General features: G+C 67.5%; 14 protein-coding genes. 5 read left to right on the forward strand and 9 right to left on the reverse strand.

Annotation, left to right across the window (positions count from 1 at the left end):
* Positions 1 to 43 precede the first annotated feature (43 nt).
* Both AB0L60_RS27720 and AB0L60_RS27725 read right to left on the reverse strand, forming a co-directional pair.
* Positions 44 to 1,096, reverse strand: coding sequence for a hypothetical protein (locus AB0L60_RS27720; protein WP_364619392.1), 1,053 nt, complete (start codon positions 1,094 to 1,096; stop codon positions 44 to 46).
* 34 nt (positions 1,097 to 1,130) lie between these two features.
* A complete protein-coding gene (locus AB0L60_RS27725) occupies positions 1,131 to 1,862 on the reverse strand; it encodes a hypothetical protein (RefSeq protein WP_364619395.1) in 732 nt (243 codons plus the stop codon).
* A gap of 102 nt (positions 1,863 to 1,964) precedes the next feature.
* On the opposite strand from AB0L60_RS27725, the gene rho reads away from it, so the two are divergent.
* Complete coding sequence (rho, locus tag AB0L60_RS27730; protein WP_364619398.1) at positions 1,965 to 3,137, forward strand: transcription termination factor Rho; 1,173 nt, start codon at positions 1,965 to 1,967, stop codon at positions 3,135 to 3,137.
* Here rho and AB0L60_RS27735 read toward each other — a convergent pair.
* Positions 3,124 to 3,909, reverse strand: a complete 786-nt coding sequence (locus AB0L60_RS27735) for an alpha/beta hydrolase (RefSeq protein ID WP_364619401.1) — start codon at positions 3,907 to 3,909, stop codon at positions 3,124 to 3,126. The two genes, rho and AB0L60_RS27735, sit on opposite strands and share 14 nt — an antisense overlap.
* A 129-nt stretch (positions 3,910 to 4,038) precedes the next feature.
* On the opposite strand from AB0L60_RS27735, the gene AB0L60_RS27740 reads away from it, so the two are divergent.
* Together AB0L60_RS27740 and AB0L60_RS27745 are read left to right on the forward strand one after the other, a co-directional pair.
* On the forward strand, positions 4,039 to 4,440 hold the full coding sequence (locus AB0L60_RS27740) for a hypothetical protein (protein ID WP_364619404.1): 402 nt from the start codon (positions 4,039 to 4,041) through the stop codon (positions 4,438 to 4,440).
* A 310-nt stretch (positions 4,441 to 4,750) separates the two neighbouring features.
* Positions 4,751 to 6,202, forward strand: a complete 1,452-nt coding sequence (locus AB0L60_RS27745) for a DUF222 domain-containing protein (RefSeq protein ID WP_364619407.1) — start codon at positions 4,751 to 4,753, stop codon at positions 6,200 to 6,202.
* A 1,089-nt stretch (positions 6,203 to 7,291) separates the two neighbouring features.
* On the opposite strand, the gene pheT is transcribed toward AB0L60_RS27745, so the two are convergent.
* The 3 genes from pheT to AB0L60_RS27760 all read right to left on the reverse strand — a co-directional run bounded on the left by pheT (position 7,292) and on the right by AB0L60_RS27760 (position 11,807).
* The gene (gene pheT, locus AB0L60_RS27750) at positions 7,292 to 9,793 is read right to left on the reverse strand and encodes a phenylalanine--tRNA ligase subunit beta (protein ID WP_364619410.1); all 2,502 of its coding nucleotides are present in this window, start codon (positions 9,791 to 9,793) and stop codon (positions 7,292 to 7,294) included.
* A gap of 32 nt (positions 9,794 to 9,825) precedes the next feature.
* A complete protein-coding gene (pheS, locus tag AB0L60_RS27755; protein WP_364619413.1) occupies positions 9,826 to 10,884 on the reverse strand; it encodes a phenylalanine--tRNA ligase subunit alpha in 1,059 nt (352 codons plus the stop codon).
* Between the two features lie 113 nt (positions 10,885 to 10,997).
* The gene (locus AB0L60_RS27760) at positions 10,998 to 11,807 is read right to left on the reverse strand and encodes an ion channel (protein ID WP_364619416.1); all 810 of its coding nucleotides are present in this window, start codon (positions 11,805 to 11,807) and stop codon (positions 10,998 to 11,000) included.
* Positions 11,808 to 11,926: 119 nt separating this feature from the next.
* Here AB0L60_RS27760 and lipB point away from each other — a divergent pair, with 119 nt between their 5' ends.
* Positions 11,927 to 12,598, forward strand: coding sequence for a lipoyl(octanoyl) transferase LipB (gene lipB / locus AB0L60_RS27765; RefSeq protein WP_364619419.1), 672 nt, complete (start codon positions 11,927 to 11,929; stop codon positions 12,596 to 12,598).
* 159 nt (positions 12,599 to 12,757) lie between these two features.
* Here the strand turns inward: lipB and AB0L60_RS27770 are convergent, their stop codons facing one another.
* Positions 12,758 to 14,212 carry an MFS transporter gene (locus tag AB0L60_RS27770; protein ID WP_364619422.1) on the reverse strand — a complete coding sequence of 485 codons (1,455 nt, stop codon included), beginning with the start codon at positions 14,210 to 14,212 and terminating at the stop codon, positions 12,758 to 12,760.
* Between the two features lie 102 nt (positions 14,213 to 14,314).
* Here AB0L60_RS27770 and AB0L60_RS27775 point away from each other — a divergent pair, with 102 nt between their 5' ends.
* Positions 14,315 to 14,890 carry a TetR/AcrR family transcriptional regulator gene (locus AB0L60_RS27775; RefSeq protein ID WP_364619425.1) on the forward strand — a complete coding sequence of 192 codons (576 nt, stop codon included), beginning with the start codon at positions 14,315 to 14,317 and terminating at the stop codon, positions 14,888 to 14,890.
* 73 nt (positions 14,891 to 14,963) lie between these two features.
* On the opposite strand, the gene AB0L60_RS27780 is transcribed toward AB0L60_RS27775, so the two are convergent.
* Complete coding sequence (locus tag AB0L60_RS27780; protein ID WP_364619428.1) at positions 14,964 to 15,788, reverse strand: RNA methyltransferase; 825 nt, start codon at positions 15,786 to 15,788, stop codon at positions 14,964 to 14,966.
* A 10-nt stretch (positions 15,789 to 15,798) separates the two neighbouring features.
* The gene (gene rplT, locus AB0L60_RS27785; RefSeq protein WP_354846199.1) at positions 15,799 to 16,179 is read right to left on the reverse strand and encodes a 50S ribosomal protein L20; all 381 of its coding nucleotides are present in this window, start codon (positions 16,177 to 16,179) and stop codon (positions 15,799 to 15,801) included.
* Between the last annotated feature and the right edge of the window lie 65 nt (positions 16,180 to 16,244).

Below are 16,244 nucleotides of genomic sequence, written 5' to 3' on the forward strand. Positions count from 1 at the left end.
CCGCACGCGGTTTCAGCATGCGACCCTGTTCGCAGGTCTCGGGTCAGTTCCCGGCGAGCACCGCCAGCACCGGCTCGGACAGGAAGAACGGTTCCAGCCGCTCGCGAATCAGCTTGGCCAGCACGCCGTTCCGCTTGGCGGCCTCCACCACGGCCGGGCCGTAGCGCAGGATCTCCTCGGCGATGACCGCCTCGGACAGGCCCAGCTCGGGCAGCATGGCCGCCAGGGTGTGGTCGCCGTACTTCTCGAAGAACACCTCGACGCCCTCGTCCACCAGCACGCCGACGTATTCCTTGTTGCGGGTGGTCAGCGCGATCCGGTGGATGATCAGGGCCAGGTCGCGGAGATCCTGCTGGGACAGGTACTCGCGCAGGCCGCTGACCGGCTCACCGGCGTGCAGGTCCCAGAATTCCATGGCCGCGTCGTGCACCGGGGCGTCGCGCAGCATTTCTCGAATGGCGTTGTTGGTGCGTTTGAGCGCGAATTGCGCGCCCTTGCCGGCCATTTCGCCGATGAAGGTGCCGCCGGCCTTCTCCGCCGCCTTGCGCGCGGACTTGGCGGCATTGGTGCCCATGGAGACCAGGGAGCCGACGCCGGGAATCTTCGAGGCGATCTGCTTGTTGGTCTCCATCAGATCGTCGACCAGCTTGTCCACGAACTTGGCGGCCACGGTCGCGATGAGGGGGCTCTCGGTCAGTCGCTCCAGGATGCGTTCCTGGGCCTGGTGCATGCCGAAGAGCTTCTCCAGCAGCTGCTCGACCGGCTCGCGGTCCACCACGTCGCCGAGGGTGTAGTCGTGATTCCCGGCGATGTTCTCGTACAGCGAATCGGCCAGCGTGCCGACCATTTCGCCCAGTACCGGGCTGCCGCCGATCAGGTCGATGACATTGGCGACGGTCTGCTTGGCCTGATCGATCTCCACCACGTCACGGAAGATGATGGTGTCGGCGACACCGATCACCGCTTCCACATCGCGGGCGATCACTTCGGCGAAGCGGTCACCGCTGACCTCGGCGACAATGAAGTCGACCTGCAGATCCAGGAGCTTCTCGGCGATTTCGCGGGGCGCCCGGGACGGCGTATCGGACTCGGTCAAGGTTCCACCCATCAATTGAAGACGGAACGCCTGATCACTCGGAATCGTTGCCGTGCACCGATTTTCGAATCTGTTCCAGACGTTCCCGCGCGGCCTTCGCCCGCGCATCCCACTGTTCCTCGACGCTACGGCCCACTGGTGTCTGCCGATCGAGTTCGCCCATCCCCTGCGATGTCCCGTAGCGCTGCTCGACCTTATCGCGAACTGACTCGAAAGTAGGGACGCCGCCCGAGGTATACCCGCCGATGGCCGGACCTGCGGGGATACCCGCAGGCGGTACCGGTATCCCGGTGACCACGGGACCCGCTCCCACCTGCCCGGATGTCGAGACCGTCTCAGACTGCGGATAGCCTTCCACCGGAAGCGTGTCTGGAGTCACATCGATGACATCGGGTGCATGACCCAGGGTGGCCGCCAGTGACTGCGCCACCGCGTGCAGCGCGGCCAGCCCGGCCTTGCCGTCGGTGGCGGCCTCGACCACCGCCGCGAGTTCGGCGTCCGGCAGCTGCGCCAACAACGCCGCGAGTTCCTTGGCATCGCTCATGGGTTCCAGGCTACGCATCGCGAGGACCGCGGGGGCCTGGCACAGCGGCGCGGAGATCGGAACATTGCGCGGGAATCGAGGACGGCGTACGGTGAGGGCGTCGCAATCCCGTGGATGCAGGTCGACGCCGAGTCCCTCCCATGCGATTTCTTCCCTCCCCGAGCCGGTTACCCGGTGGCGCTGTAGCTCCCGCCCAGTGCTGCTCCGCCATTCGCGAATCACTCGGATTCACCGGCGGTTTCCTACCGCCTTCGGCCGCATCCGGCCACACCAATCACTCACTCCCGGTGCACAAGTCACCTGATCCCTACAAGGAGAACTCACATGACCACCATCGATCCCAGGCCGCGGGTCGCCCATACCGACGCGACCCCGGCCCTCGAACACATCGAAACCCTCACGCCCGCAACGGGAATCCTGGATATCCACGGCCAGAGCGGTGTGTTGCGCCGCAGCGGATACCTGCCCGGCCCCGAGGACATCCACGTGCCCACCCGATTGATCCGGAGCCACGGCCTGCGCCGCGGCGATGCCCTCACCGGCCTGGCGCAGCCGAACACCAAGAACGGCAAGCTCGCTCCCCTGGTACGGGTCGACACCGTGAACGACCTCCCGGTCGCCGAGATCTCCCCGCGACCGCACTTCCAGGACCTGACCCCCATCCACCCCAATGAGCGGCTGCGACTCGAAACCGGGCCGCACCAGCTCACCACCCGCGTCACCGACCTCATGATGCCGATCGGCAAGGGCCAGCGTGCCTTGATCGTGGCACCACCCAAGGCGGGCAAAACCTCTGTGCTGCAGGCGATCGCACACGGCGTCGCCGCCAACCACCCGGAGGCGCACCTGATGCTGGTACTGGTCGGCGAACGCCCCGAGGAGGTCACCGACCTCTCACGCGGGGTACCCGCCGAGGTGATCGCCGCGACCTTCGATCATTCCCCCGCCGAACAGACCGCCCTGGCCGAACTGGCCATCGAACGCGCCCAGCGGCTGGCCGAACAGGGCCGCGACGTCGTCGTCCTGCTCGACTCCCTGACCCGACTCGCCCGCGCCTACAACATGACCGGATCCGCCTCGGGCCGAATCCTTTCCGGCGGTGTGGATTCCATGGCATTGACGCCGCCGAAGCGGTTCCTGGGCGCGGCCCGCAATATCGAACACGGCGGATCGCTGACCATCATCGCCACCGCACTCGTCGAAACCGGTTCGCTCGCCGACACCGTCATCTTCGAGGAGTACAAGAGCACCGGCAATGCCGAGCTCAAACTCGACCGCGGGCTGGCGAGCCGCCACGTCTTCCCGGCGGTGGACATCGCCAAGTCCAGCACCCGCCGCGACGAACTGCTGTTCGCCCCCGACGAGCGGCTCGCCGTGGACAGACTCCGCCGCACCCTGGCCGAACTGGACGATCAGCGCGCCCTCGACCTGCTCCTCGACGGCCTGCGCAGGACCGGCAGCAATGCCGAATTCCTCGCCAATATCATCCGGAAGTGAGGCGCTTGGGCGGCAGCACCCCGGCCGCCCAGGTCGCCACCGTCTCCGCCCAGCCCGGGAATCCGATGAGGTCGTTGTGCATGCCGCCGGGATAGATCACCAGCTGTTTGGGCTCGGGCGCGGCGGCGTACAGATCGCGGCCCATCTGTACGGGCAGGAGTTCGTCCATGTCGCCGTGCATGATCATGACCGGGCAGGTCAGCATACGAATTCGCGGCAGGCTGGGATAGGCGTTGGGCACGAACAGCTTCGGCAGGAACGGATACACCGCGACCGCCGCGTCCCGCATGCCGGTGAAGGTCGACATGAGCAGCAGCGCGGCGGGCGGAAAGGCATTCGCCAGCTCGAGCATCACGCCGCCGCCGAGCGACTTTCCCAGATACACCACCCGGTTGGCATCCACACCGGGCTGCGCGAGCAGTGCCTCCCGCGCCGCCCGCACGTCCAGATACGTCCCACGCTCGTCCGTCCGGCCGGTGCTGCGCCCGTACCCGCGGTAATCGAAAACCATCACATCGAACCCGACCGCCGCGAGCATGCCCAGCATCGGCGACCGATCCCCGATGTTCCCGCCATTCCCGTGCGCGAACAGAATGTGCCCCAGCGGCTCCCCCACCGCCGGCACGAACCAGGCCTCGACGGTCTCACCATCGGTCGTGCGCAGCGACATCTCCTCATAGTCGAGGCCATACGTCTCCGGAGTCTCCAGAATCCGCCGGTCGCCCGGCTGATAGCTGAGCGCGTTGAGGATGGGGGTCGCCGGATGCCACATGGTTCTTTCTTACCTCCCTACCTCCCCGCCCGCGGAGAGACCTCACCTTCAATTCCCGATTCGACCAATTCGTCACCTTCGATTCGGACGATGCATTCGAACCGGACGGTTCTGTCAGTTACTCGAGATATGTTGCGGCACATTCCATTCGACGAGTATGACCTGATTCGGACAGACACCCTCGCCGGTCCCGAATCCCCCGACGGCGTGGTCATCCGGTCCGACCTGCTGCCGCCCGGCACGCACGGTTCCAGTATCCGCGGCCTCGTGGACCGGAAGATCTCGGATGCCCCGCGCATTCCGGTCTGCACAGCCGCCGGAGATCGCTGCGAGATCTGCGGCGACCAGGCGATCCGCAACGGCCGCATCGGACGCCCCGACTGCCACGAGAAATGGATCTTCGAGTTCCACGCCGACCGCCCCATCCAACGCCTGATCGCCCGCTGCCCCGGCTGCCACCAGGTCCAACACTCCGGCCTGGCCCGGGTAAAGGCCGGGAACAAGAGGTTATCGAGCGACCGTGCCGCCTGAACCGCTGGTCCAGCCGGCAAGCAGAACTCGACCTGAACCGCTCGACCTCCCGATGCACCCACCTCAACACTTCAACTCGGACCTCGACCTGTCAGCACTGCACAGCCGCCTGATCACCCACAGCTACCCGACCCTCCACATACCCGCCGCCGACCGAGTCACCCTCGACAATTCCTTCTTCGCACTCCCACCACGCAGATCAGCTCACCTCACTCGACCCAATTCGCCTGAAACATATGAAATTCTGAAACACATTGCATCACAATAGAATTCGCCAAAAACGCGATCATGTAAGCGGTAGAATTAGCGCATGGATTCGAAAGGGGAAACACTCGACACGTGCGGCATCGCCGACCTGGCAGCCGCCGTGGAAACCCTGTCGAATTCCGTCCTCCACGGAAACCTGAACCCGTTTTCCGATGGTGATGTCGTGGAGTTGATGCAGCGGCTGGAAACCTGCAAACGTCAACTGTCGGCGCTGGATTCACGCCTGATCGTCGAAGCCTGCAATCGTTCGCTGCCCGAAGGCAGTGGGGCAAAAGATGTGGTGTCGTTCCTGCGGCAGACGTTGGGCCTGTCGCGGTACGACGCGTCGGTGCGGGTGAAGATCACCCGCCGGTGCGGGGAATTCTTCGAGCCCACCGGTCATCTGCGCCCGGCCGCGTTGGAGAAGACCGCCGAAGCCTATGAGGCAGGCGATATCTCGCGCGATCACGTCCGCAACATCATCGACGTGATGACCCACCTGCCTGCCGACATCCCCGCCGAGACGCGCGCGGAGGCCGAGAACATCCTGGTCAGCCACTCCCGGGTCGGGTGGCCCGATGACCTGCCCAAGATCGGGCGCGACATCCTCGCCCGCATCGACCCCGACGGCAAGGTCGTCACCGACACCGATCGCCGTCGCCGCCGCGGCCTGATCCTGGGCCGCCCCGGCGTCGATGGCATGTCGTGGATCGAAGGCTGGATCACCCCCGAACTGCGGGCCCTGCTCGATGCGGTGTTCGCCAAGCTTGCCCGTCCGGGCATGTGCAACATCGACGACACCGACAGCGTTTCCGCCACGACCAAGGTCGTCGATTCGACGGTCCTCGAGGCTGCTGCGCGTCGTGACCGTCGTCATGCCGGGCAGCGCACCCACGACGCGGTGTTCGCGTTGCTGCAGCCCGGCGTCGACCCCGCCAGGCTCGGTTCGCACCGTGGTCTGCCGGTGCAGGCCATCCTGACCATGAACCTCGCCGACCTCGAGCGTGGGGCCGGGGTCGCGACCACCGCCTCCGGCGGCCACGTCTCGATCGACGAGGCGTTGAAGATGGCCGAGGGCAGGCGTCCGGTGCTGGCGGTCCTCGACGCCGACGGGCTGCCGCTGTATCTGGGGCGCTGCCAGCGACTGGCCACCCCCGCTCAGCGGTTGGCGTTGATCGCTCGCGACAAGGGCTGCACCCGACCGGGATGCGAGGCACCCGCGAGCATGTGCGCGGTGCACCACATCACCGACTGGGCCAAAGACGGCCCCACCGATCTGACCAACCTGACCCTGGCCTGCGACCACTGCCACGCGCTGGTGAACGACAGTGCCGGGGGCTGGAAAACCGTTGTCATGGGCAAGGATTCCCCGTATCGGGGGCGTACCGGGTGGATTGCCCCGAAACATCTCGACCCGACCGGCACGGCCCGCGTGAACGATCGACATTACGTGGGGCAGCAGGTCGCCGCTGCGATCGATTCCAGTTGCCGGAGGTGGGGTGCACGGGCGGCGTGATTCCCGGCTGCTCGTGTGCTGCCGGTGTGCGCAGGGACCGGGCAAGTGTGGTCACCTCGCCTGCCCTGCCGGACTGGGGGCTACCGCCGGGCTGGGAGCCATCTCCCGCCGATCCCGGCCCACGGACGGCACGCATCACCTTCTACAGAACCCCCCGCTACCGCACCAATGATCCCGAACCCCAACGCCCACAGCGATATACCCGCTGCCGCGATCGGCACGATCATCGCCACCGTGACCACCAATGCGACCGCGATTCCGACCGCCATCCATCATCACCGCGACCGTGACCGCCATGACCCGCCCCGCGGGCTCATCGGTTCTCGCCTATCCCCGGACGCCCGCGCCGACATTCCTGCCTCTGCTTCTCCGATCTCAACCGCGACTGCGAAGCCGACACCGTCATGTGGCGACCCAACCCCGTGATCTGAGGGAATACCTCCTGCAGCAACCCCACATGCGGCTTCAAAGGTGAGAGGGCTGGTAGGTGCGGACGTGAGCCCGGCCTTCTCCCTTCTCCAGGCAGCGGTGGCCGGGAATTGGGCCCAACCCAGCTCCCGGCCCACCGGATCGATCGCCGCAGCGGTGTGGGTGTCGTTATGGGTGTCCACGCCGGCGATGATCTCGACGACCGGATCGTTCATGATGGAGTTGTCCGTTCTGCGCTGTGACCAGGGGCAGGGCGGCACCACCAGAACGAGCGCACGGGACAAAGCAGTAACGGGACTCTGCTGGCACAGGCTCCTATCAAGTCACCAGCGCCACGACCGGGCAGTGCGTGAACCCCGCGACGGGACCGACCGACAGATCCTGTACACGACACCACGGTCAGCATCTTTTCGAGCCAGGACGACCACCGCGGGGGTTCACCCGCATCATCACTGCATCTTTTGTCTTTTCAGTTTTCGTTCGGGGCCAAGGCGCATACCTTCGGGCTGGTCGATACTGTGCTGCGAACGGTGAGTGCTGAACAGTGCCGGGAAATCTGGCTGCGAATCACCCCTACCGGCGGTGTCGAAGTTGAGCAAACCGGGGAAATGACAACGGAGGCCCCGGGTTCGGAGCCTCCGTTGTGTTTGCCGGTTCGGGTCAGGCGCGGATGACCGCTCCTACCGCGGAGGACGCGGCGGCGACGGCTGCGTCGCGGGCGGCGCTGGCCTCGTCCTCGGTCAGGGTGCGATCGATGGCACGGAAGCGCAGGGCGTAGGTCAGGGACTTGCGGCCCTCACCGGCCTGGGCGCCCTCGTAGACATCGAAGAGCGAGATGTTCTCGAGCAGTTCGCCCGCGCCGGTGCGGAGGGCGGCCTCCACGGCGGCGGCGGGCACGGCCTTGTCGACGCTGATCGACACGTCCTGCAGCACCGCGGGGAACGCGGAAACCACGGGGGTGGGCCGGATTTCGCGCAGCGGCAGGGCATCGAGGTCGAGTTCCACGGCGCAGGTGCGCGGAGGCAGGCCCGAGCGCTCCAGGACGGCGGGGTGCAGCTCACCGGCGTGGCCGACGACCACCCCGTCGACGACGAGCTCGGCGCACCGGCCCGGGTGCCACGGAAGGTATTGCGCGGCACGGCGTTCGATCACCAGGCCCGAAGCATCGGCGATCGCGTCCACCAGGGCGAAGGCGTCGCCCGCCTCGACCGCACGACCCGCACCCCACGGGCCCCGCGGCTCGCGGCGACCGGTGAGCACGGCACCGATGTGGATCGGCTGCTCCGGCAGCGACCGCAGCAGCATGCCGATCTCGTCCTCTGTGGGACGGCGGTCGACGGGCAGCGGGCCCACCGGCACGGTCTGCTCGTTCGGCAGCGTGACCTGGCCGATGCCGTAGATGGCGAGGTCCCGCTCCCCTCGGGAGATATTGCGGACGGCGATCTCCAGCAGACCGGGCAGCAGCGTGGACGACAGCTCGGCGCGCTCGACATCGAGCGGGTTGAGCACCCGCAACGTCTTGCGGCGCGAGTCATCCGCGTCCAGACCCCAGGTGTCGAAGACACCGCCGGGCATGAAGACCGGCGCGGGCACCTCGACACAGCCCTCGAATGCCAGCGCCTTGCTCACCGCGCGGCGGCGACGCTGCTGGGCGGTGAGGCCGCGGCCCGCGGGAGCGGTGGGCAGCACCGACGGGATCTTGTCCAGCCCCTCCAGGCGCAGCACCTCCTCCACCAGATCGGCGGGCTGGGTGAGGTCGGGCCGCCAGCTCGGCGGGGTCACGACCAGCTGCCCGTGCCCCGACTCGCTGACGCCGACCTCGATGGCGCAGCCCACCTGCTGCAGGCGGCGGGTGGCCGCGCCGGGCGCGTAGTGCACGCCCGCGGTGCGGTCGGCCAGGTCGATGTCCATGACGATCGGCTGCCCGGCCGGCGTGGGCACGCGCACGTCGGTCAGCACCGATTCGACTGTGCCACCGGCGATCTCGGCCAACAGCGTGGCGGCGCGATCCAGGGCGGCCACATTGACCTCGGGGTCCACGATCCGCTCGAACCGGCGGCTGGCCTCGGAACCGAGCTTGTGGCGGCGCGCGGTGCGGGCCACGGCCACCGGATTCCAGGTGGCGGCCTCGAGCAGGATGTCGGTGGAGGTGCCGGACACCTCGGTGCTCGCGCCGCCCATGATGCCCGCCAGCGAGATGACGCCGCTGTCATCGGCGATCACCACGTCCTCGGAGTCGAGGGTGCGCTCGGCCTCGTCGAGGGTGCGCAATGTTTCGCCCTTGTGCGCGCGGCGCACCACGAAACCGCCCTGCACCTTCGTGGCGTCGAAGGCATGCAGCGGCTGGCCGAGCTCGAGCATCACGTAGTTGGTGACGTCGACGGCCGGGGAGATGGGCCGCACGCCCGAGAGCAGCAGGCGACGCTGCAGCCACCACGGGCTCACGGCCGTCGGGTCGATGCCGGTCACCCGGCGCACCGCGAAGCGCGTGCACAGCGAATCGGGCTCGAGCTTCACCGACCAGGCATCGGCCTCGTCGTCCGGCAGCAGCCGCACGGCCGGATCGCCGTATTCCAGGTCGAAGCCGCAGGCCAGTTCACGCGCCAGGCCGCGCGCCGAGAAGGCGTAGCCGCGGTCGGGGGTGATGGCCAGCTCGATGACCGTATCGTCCAGACCCAGCAGCTCATTGGCGTCCGCGCCCGGCTCGGCGGTGCCGGGCTCGAGCACCAGGATGCCGCTGTGATCCTTCCCGATCCCCAGTTCGGCGACCGAGCAGATCATGCCATTGCTGGTGTGGCCGTAGGTCTTCCGCGACGCGATCTGGAAGCCACCGGGCAGCACGCCACCGGGCAACACCACGACCACCAGGTCGCCGACGGCGAAATTCCGTGCACCGCAGACGATCTCCTGCAGCTCGGGATTGCCGACGTCCACCTTGCAGAAGCGGATCGGCTTCTTGAACTCGGTCAGCTCGGTGATCTCGGCGACCCGTCCGACCACCAGCGGGTGCTCGATGTCACCCTGCACCTGGTGCAACCGGTCGACCTCTTCGACCTCCAGCCCGACCCGGACGAACCCCGCGTCGAGCTCCTCCGGCGTCACCGACCACCCGGGGGTGGTTCGCTGCAGGATTTCCGTCAGCCAGGACTGCGCTACTCGCACTTGACGTTTCGCTTCCTCGTATCGGGGTCAGGTCAGGGCTGGATGCCGAACGGCAGCGTGAAGCGCACATCGCCCTCGACGATGTCACGCATGTCCGGCAGGCCGTTGCGGAACTGCAGGGTCCGTTCCAGACCCATGCCGAACGCGAAACCGCTGTACACCTCGGGATCGATGCCGCTGGCGATGAGCACCTTCGGGTTCACCATGCCGCAGCCGCCCCACTCGACCCAGCCGGGGCCGCCCTTCTTGTCCTCGAACCACACGTCCACCTCGGCGGACGGCTCGGTGAAGGGGAAGAAGCTGGGCCGCATGCGCGTGGTGGTGTTCGGACCGAACAGCGCCCGCGCGAACGAGTCCAGGGTGCCCTTGAGGTGCGCCATGGTCAGGCCCTTGTCGATGGCCAGACCCTCGATCTGCGAGAACACCGGGGTGTGGGTGGCGTCCAGCTCGTCGGTGCGGAAGGTCCGCCCTGGGCAGACCACATAGATCGGCAGCTCGCGAGACAGCATGGAGCGCACCTGAACCGGCGAGGTGTGCGTGCGCAGCACCTGCCGCGAACCCTCCGGCGCGATGTGGAAGGTGTCCTGCATGGTGCGGGCCGGGTGGTCCGGCAGGAAGTTGAGGGCGTCGAAGTTGAAGTGCTCGGTCTCCACCTCGGGACCCTCGGCGACCTCCCAGCCCATGGCCACGAACACGTCCGCGACCCGCTCGGACAGCACCGAGATCGGGTGCCGCGCGCCCTCGGCGTGCCGACGGGCGGGCAGGGTGACGTCGATGGTCTCGGCGACCAGGACCGCCGCGTCGCGCTCGGCGAGCAGCTCGGCCTGGCGGGTCTCGTACGCCTGCGATACCCGGCCGCGCGCGACATTGACGCGCTTGCCGGCGTCGGCCTTCTCCTCCTTGGGCAGCGTGCCCAGCGAGCGCTGCGCCAGCGAGATCGGCGACTTGCCACCCATGTACTCGGTCTTGGCGGCAGCCAGCTCGTCCAGGGTCGAGGCCGAGGCGAACGCCTTCTCAGCAGCTTCCGCGGCGGCGGAGAGCGACTCCTCGCTCAACGCAGCGGTCTGCTCGGCACTGTTGTCATCGGCCACGATGGTTCGTCACTCCCCAGGCTGGTTACGGGTCGGGCGGATACTCTTCGGCAGCATCGGTACTGCGTACCCATTCTTGCTGGTCGCATCGTAATCCTTGTAATCAGGCCACCTCACCCGGATTTTCCCAGCTCGCGGACCCCTTCCTGGCGTGGTGCGCCCAGCTGGGCACGCAGCTCGGCGATGTCGGCGCGCAACGACCGCACCTCGCCGATCAGCTCGTCGAGTTCGCGGTCGGCCCGTTCGACACCCTCGTCCACCGTGCGCAGCTGGTCGATGACCCAGCTGGTGACGGTACCGATGACGAAGGAGATCAGGCCGATTCCGACGGTCATCAGCACCACCGCGATCAGCCTGCCCTGGACTGTCACCGGGTAGAAGTCCCCGTAACCGACCGTGGTGACAGATACCACCGACCACCATGCCGCCTCACCGAGACTGTGGATATTGCTCCCCGGGGCATCCCGTTCGGCGTCGAAGATGGCGACGCTGCACAGCAATACGAGCAGCATCGAACTCACGCCGACGAACATCGTCAGACGCACCCGCGCCTGGAACCGCGTGTGCCGGTCGACCGCGTCGATGATCAGCAAGGCCGCACGCAGCAGTCGCAGCGGGCGCAACGGTGGCACCAGCACGATCGACAGGTCCAGCCAGTTGTTGCGCAGGAAGCGCCTCCGATCGGTCGAAATGCGAAGGCGGAAAAGGAAATCGGCGGAGAAGAGCAGCCAGATCGCGATATCGACCCGGGTCAGCCAGGCATCCAGCGACGGGGTGCGGCCGTGGTCGAGCACCTGCCACACATAGGAGACCAGGAAGGCGACGGCCAGGACAGTGAAGGGGGCGGTGGTCGCCCGCTCCCAGCGCACACGCCGGCTCGGGTGGCGGGCGAACATCACGACCGCGGTATCGGTCTCGGGCATGGGCTGACCATCTCGTGTCCTATCGATTGGATGTCGACGAAAGGCGGCGTCGACACACAGCAGGATCGCATTGGCGGCCGGGCCCGGGCACGCCGGGCGGCGGTGGTACCAATGAAGCTGTGAAGTCCCGGCCGCTGACCCTCATCGACGACACCGACAGCCTCATCGAGTACTCGGCGGCGATGGACCGCATGCAGGAGATGTGGGAGGAGCGCGTCGCCGACCAGCGGCCTGACACCCTGTGGCTCCTGAGCCACGAACCCATCTTCACCGCCGGGGCCCGTACCCCCGAGGCCCACTTCCCCGCCCCCGAGACCGATATCCCGGTCCTCCTGACCCGCCGCGGCGGCCAGCTCACCTATCACGGGCCCGGCCAGCTCGTGGGCTATCTCATCGTCAAACTGCAACCCGGCGAGGGTGTCGTCGACCTCATCCGCGACGTCGAGCGCCGACTCGTCACGGCCCTGGCCGAGCTCGGGATCCCCGCCGAACGCCGTGACACCCCACCTGGTTCCGAGCTCCTCACCGGCGTCTGGACCCGCGACAGCGGCCGCAAGATCACGTCGATCGGTATGCGCGTCGGCCGTAATGTCTCCACGCACGGTTTCGCTCTCAATGTCACCGGCGACCTCACCCCCTGGAAGCTCGCGGTCGCCTGCGGCATGCCCGATGTCGACATGACCTCCGTCGAGCGGGAACTTTCCGGGCAAGAGCCGCCGACAATGGATCGGGTGGTCGCCGCCATCACCACCGCCTTCGAGGCCGCCGCTGCTCCGAGCCCGGCTCCGTAGCCACCTCCCGAGTGCACCTGAATGCGTTGCCGGAGACGCCGTTCGAGGGGCGAATCGGATCGTCGATGCCGATCCGAGGGTGGTGAACAACGCTACGCCGATGTAGATCAGTTGTTCGGGGATGCGGAACCACAGCGGTGTGGCCGCCCGATCTGCCCGTCAGTGAGCGACAGCCGCTGCACCGGTGGATGATTCGGCGATCGCCTGCCGACTGGGCAGCAGCAATGCAACCAGCGCACCGACCGCCACGATGGCCGCGCCCACCTTGACCGCCGGAACGAGGCCGTCCACGTATTCCTGCGGGCTCAGATACGAACCGTGCGAGGCGAATACCGACGCCAGCACTGCGACACCCATGGCGACACCCACCTCACGGATGGTGTTGTTGGTGCCGGAGGCCATGCCCTGATCGGCCGGGGCCGCACTGGCCATCACGGCGGTGGCGGTGGGCGCGAAGGTCAGGCCCATGCCGATGCCGCCCAGTACGAAGGGCAGGACGAAGGAGCTGTAGGAGACGTCGACCGTCGTGATCAGCGCCATCCACAGCAGCGCCGCCGACAGGAACACCTGGCCGATGGCGATCAGCGGCCGCACACCCACCCGATCGACGATCAGCCCGGCGAGCGGAGCCACCACCATCGGGGCCATGGTCCACGGCAGCGTCCGGATACCGGACTGCAGCGGCGTGTAGCCCTGCACCACCTGGAAGTACTGGGCCAGCAGGAAGATCGAGCCGAAGACGCCGACGGAGAAGGTGAAGAGCACGGTATTGACCGCGGTGAAGCTGCGCGACCGGAACAGTCGCAGCGGCAGCATGGGATCGGCCGAGCGGTTCTCCCACAGCACGAATGCCGCCAGCAGCGCCGCGCCGCCGATCAGTCCGGTCAGCACCTTGGCCGAGGTCCATCCGTCGTCTGCGCCGTGGATCACGCCCCAGACCACCGCGAGCACGCCACCCGCCGAGAGCAGCAGGCCGATCGGATCCAATTTCCTTGTGCCGCCGAAGGATTCGTTCAGGATGCGGGCAGCCAGCGGAACGGCGACGATGCCGATCGGAACGTTGATCCAGAAGATCCACTGCCAGCTGAGTCCGTCGACGACCGCGCCGCCGACCACGGGTCCGAGCGCCACGCCGAGCCCGGAGATGCCGCCCCAGATGCCGATGGCCGCACTGCGCATCTTCTCCGGCACCGCCGCCGACAGCAGTGTCAGCGACAGCGGCATCACCGCCGCTCCGCCGAAGCCCTGTACCGCCCGCGAGGCGATGAGCATCCACGGCTCGGTGGCCAGCGCGCACGCCGCCGAGGCCGCCGTGAACAGGGCGATGCCCATGACGAACATCCGCCGGCGGCCGATCCGGTCGCCGACCGCGGCGGCGGTGAGCAGCAGCGAGGCGAAGGACAGCGTGTAGGCGTTCACGAACCACTGCAGGTCGGTGAGCGATGCGTGCAGTTCGGTGCGGATGACCGGCAGCGCGTTGGTGACCACGAGATTGTCCAGCGTGACCATGAACATCGGGATGCCCACCGCCGCCAGGATCGCGGCCAGCGGCCGCTGCCGGGCGGCATCGACGACCTTGTCGGTGAGATTCGAGGTTTCGAGTGTTTCAGCCATGACCAATCCTTGTTGTTATCGACTGATAACTAGAGAGTATGCATTGACTGATAACATGTCAATGGCATACGGGATCGCCGACGACGAGGAGGCACGACAGCCATGACCAGAACCCGGATGACGGCGACCGAACGCAGCGCGGAAGTCCTCGCGGCGGCAACCGCCGCCTTCGCTGAATCCGGTTACGCCGCAACGAAAACCGACGATATCGCGCGCCGGGCGGGGGTCTCGCAGCCCTATGTGATCCGGCTGTTCGGCACCAAGCAGCAACTGTTCCTGGCAGTGCTGGACCAGGTGTGCGGGCGCATCGAGGAGCTCTTCCGCACCGGGGCCGCCCAGGCCGCACCGGACGCCTCCCCCAAAGACCGCCTCGATTCCCTCGGCAGCCACTTCGGCGACCACTTCCTCACCGACCGCGATCTGCCCAGGGTCTTCCTGCAGGGCATCGCGGCGGCGAGCGAGCCGGCCATCGGCGACAACATCCGCGATCACTTCGGACGCCTCTACAACCTGGCCAAGGAGCTCACCGGCGCGACGACCTACGAGGTCCGCCGCTTCTTCGCCACCGGCATGCTGCTCATCGACCTGACCGCGCTCCAGGTCACCGATCGCGACGACGCCGACACCCCGCCGTGGGCCACCGAGATCCTCGCCAACCTCAGCGAGGACGGCATCTGATCAGATCCGGCCGGCTCGCCGGGTTTCGGCACCGCGTCGGCCTCGACGATGGCGTCGGCAGACTCGGCCGACGTCACTTGGCGTGCTGGACCCGAGAGCTCGCATAGAGGCAAATGGCAGCCGCGGCAGCGAGATTCAGACTTTCGGCGCGGCCGTGAATGGGGATCCGGACCCGGTGGGTGGCGCGGGCGGCGATGGCCTTGTCCAGGCCGTGCGCCTCGTTGCCGAACAGCCAGGCGACCGGGCCGCGCAGGATCTCGTCGGCATCGTCCAGGTCGACCTCGCCCTTGGCGGTGGTCGCCAGCACGGCGATCCCGGCGTGCTCGAGGGCGTCGAGGGTGGCATCGATATCGCGGGAGCGGGCCACGGGAACGTGGAAAAGGCTTCCGGCACAGGCGCGCACGCATTTGCCGTTGTGCGGATCCACCGAATCGCCGGCCAGCACCACGCCCTCCGCGCCGACCGCGTCGGCCACCCGGATCAGGGTTCCGGCATTGCCGGGGTCGGCGATCTCGACCGGGACCGCCAGTATGCGCGGGGACGCGTCGATGATCTCCGACAGCGGCACATCCACCTGGCGGCACACCGCGATCAGGCCGGGCGGCGTCACGGTCTCCCCCAGCATCTCCGCGGCACGGTCACTGACCAGCGTGGTCCGCACCCGTTGCGCCGCAGCGCCGGCCACCAGCTCGTGCTCGCGTTCGGCGGCCTTGGAGGAGTAGAACAGCTCCTCGATCCGCCCGGTATCAAGCGCGGCCTCCACCGAATTCGCGCCCTCGGCCAGGAACAGGCCGGTCTTGCGGCGCACCGGTGCGCGATGGAGCTTGACCGCAGAAACGACCCGCGGGTTGTGCTCGGAGAGCACGTCCGCGGGTCGCTTCGAGTGTTGCGTCGTCACGCAGGCCGAATCAGGCGGCCGGGGCGTTGACGTCGGCGGGCAGCGCGGCCTTGGCGGCGGCCACCAGCTGGGCGAACGCCTCGGCGTCGTTCACCGCGAGCTCGGCCAGGATCTTGCGGTCCACCTCGATGCCGGCGGCCTTCAGGCCCTGCATGAAGCGGTTGTAGGTCATGTCGTTCAGACGCGCGGCGGCGTTGATACGAGTGATCCACAGCTGGCGGAAGTCACCCTTGCGCGCCCGGCGGTCCCGGTAGGCGTAGGTGAGCGAGTGCAGCTGCTGTTCCTTGGCCTTGCGGTACAGGCGCGACCGCTGGCCACGGTAGCCCTTGGAGGCCTCGAGAACGGAACGGCGCTTCTTCTGAGCGTTGACGGCCCTTTTGACGCGTGCCACTTGTCAGTCCTTGATCGAATAGGGGGCGCTGGGTCTTTCGCGTGAACCCGGCGTGTGCGCCCGAG

It is taken from the genome of Nocardia sp. NPDC051981, assembly GCF_040680715.1.
Lineage (GTDB): Bacteria > Actinomycetota > Actinomycetes > Mycobacteriales > Mycobacteriaceae > Nocardia.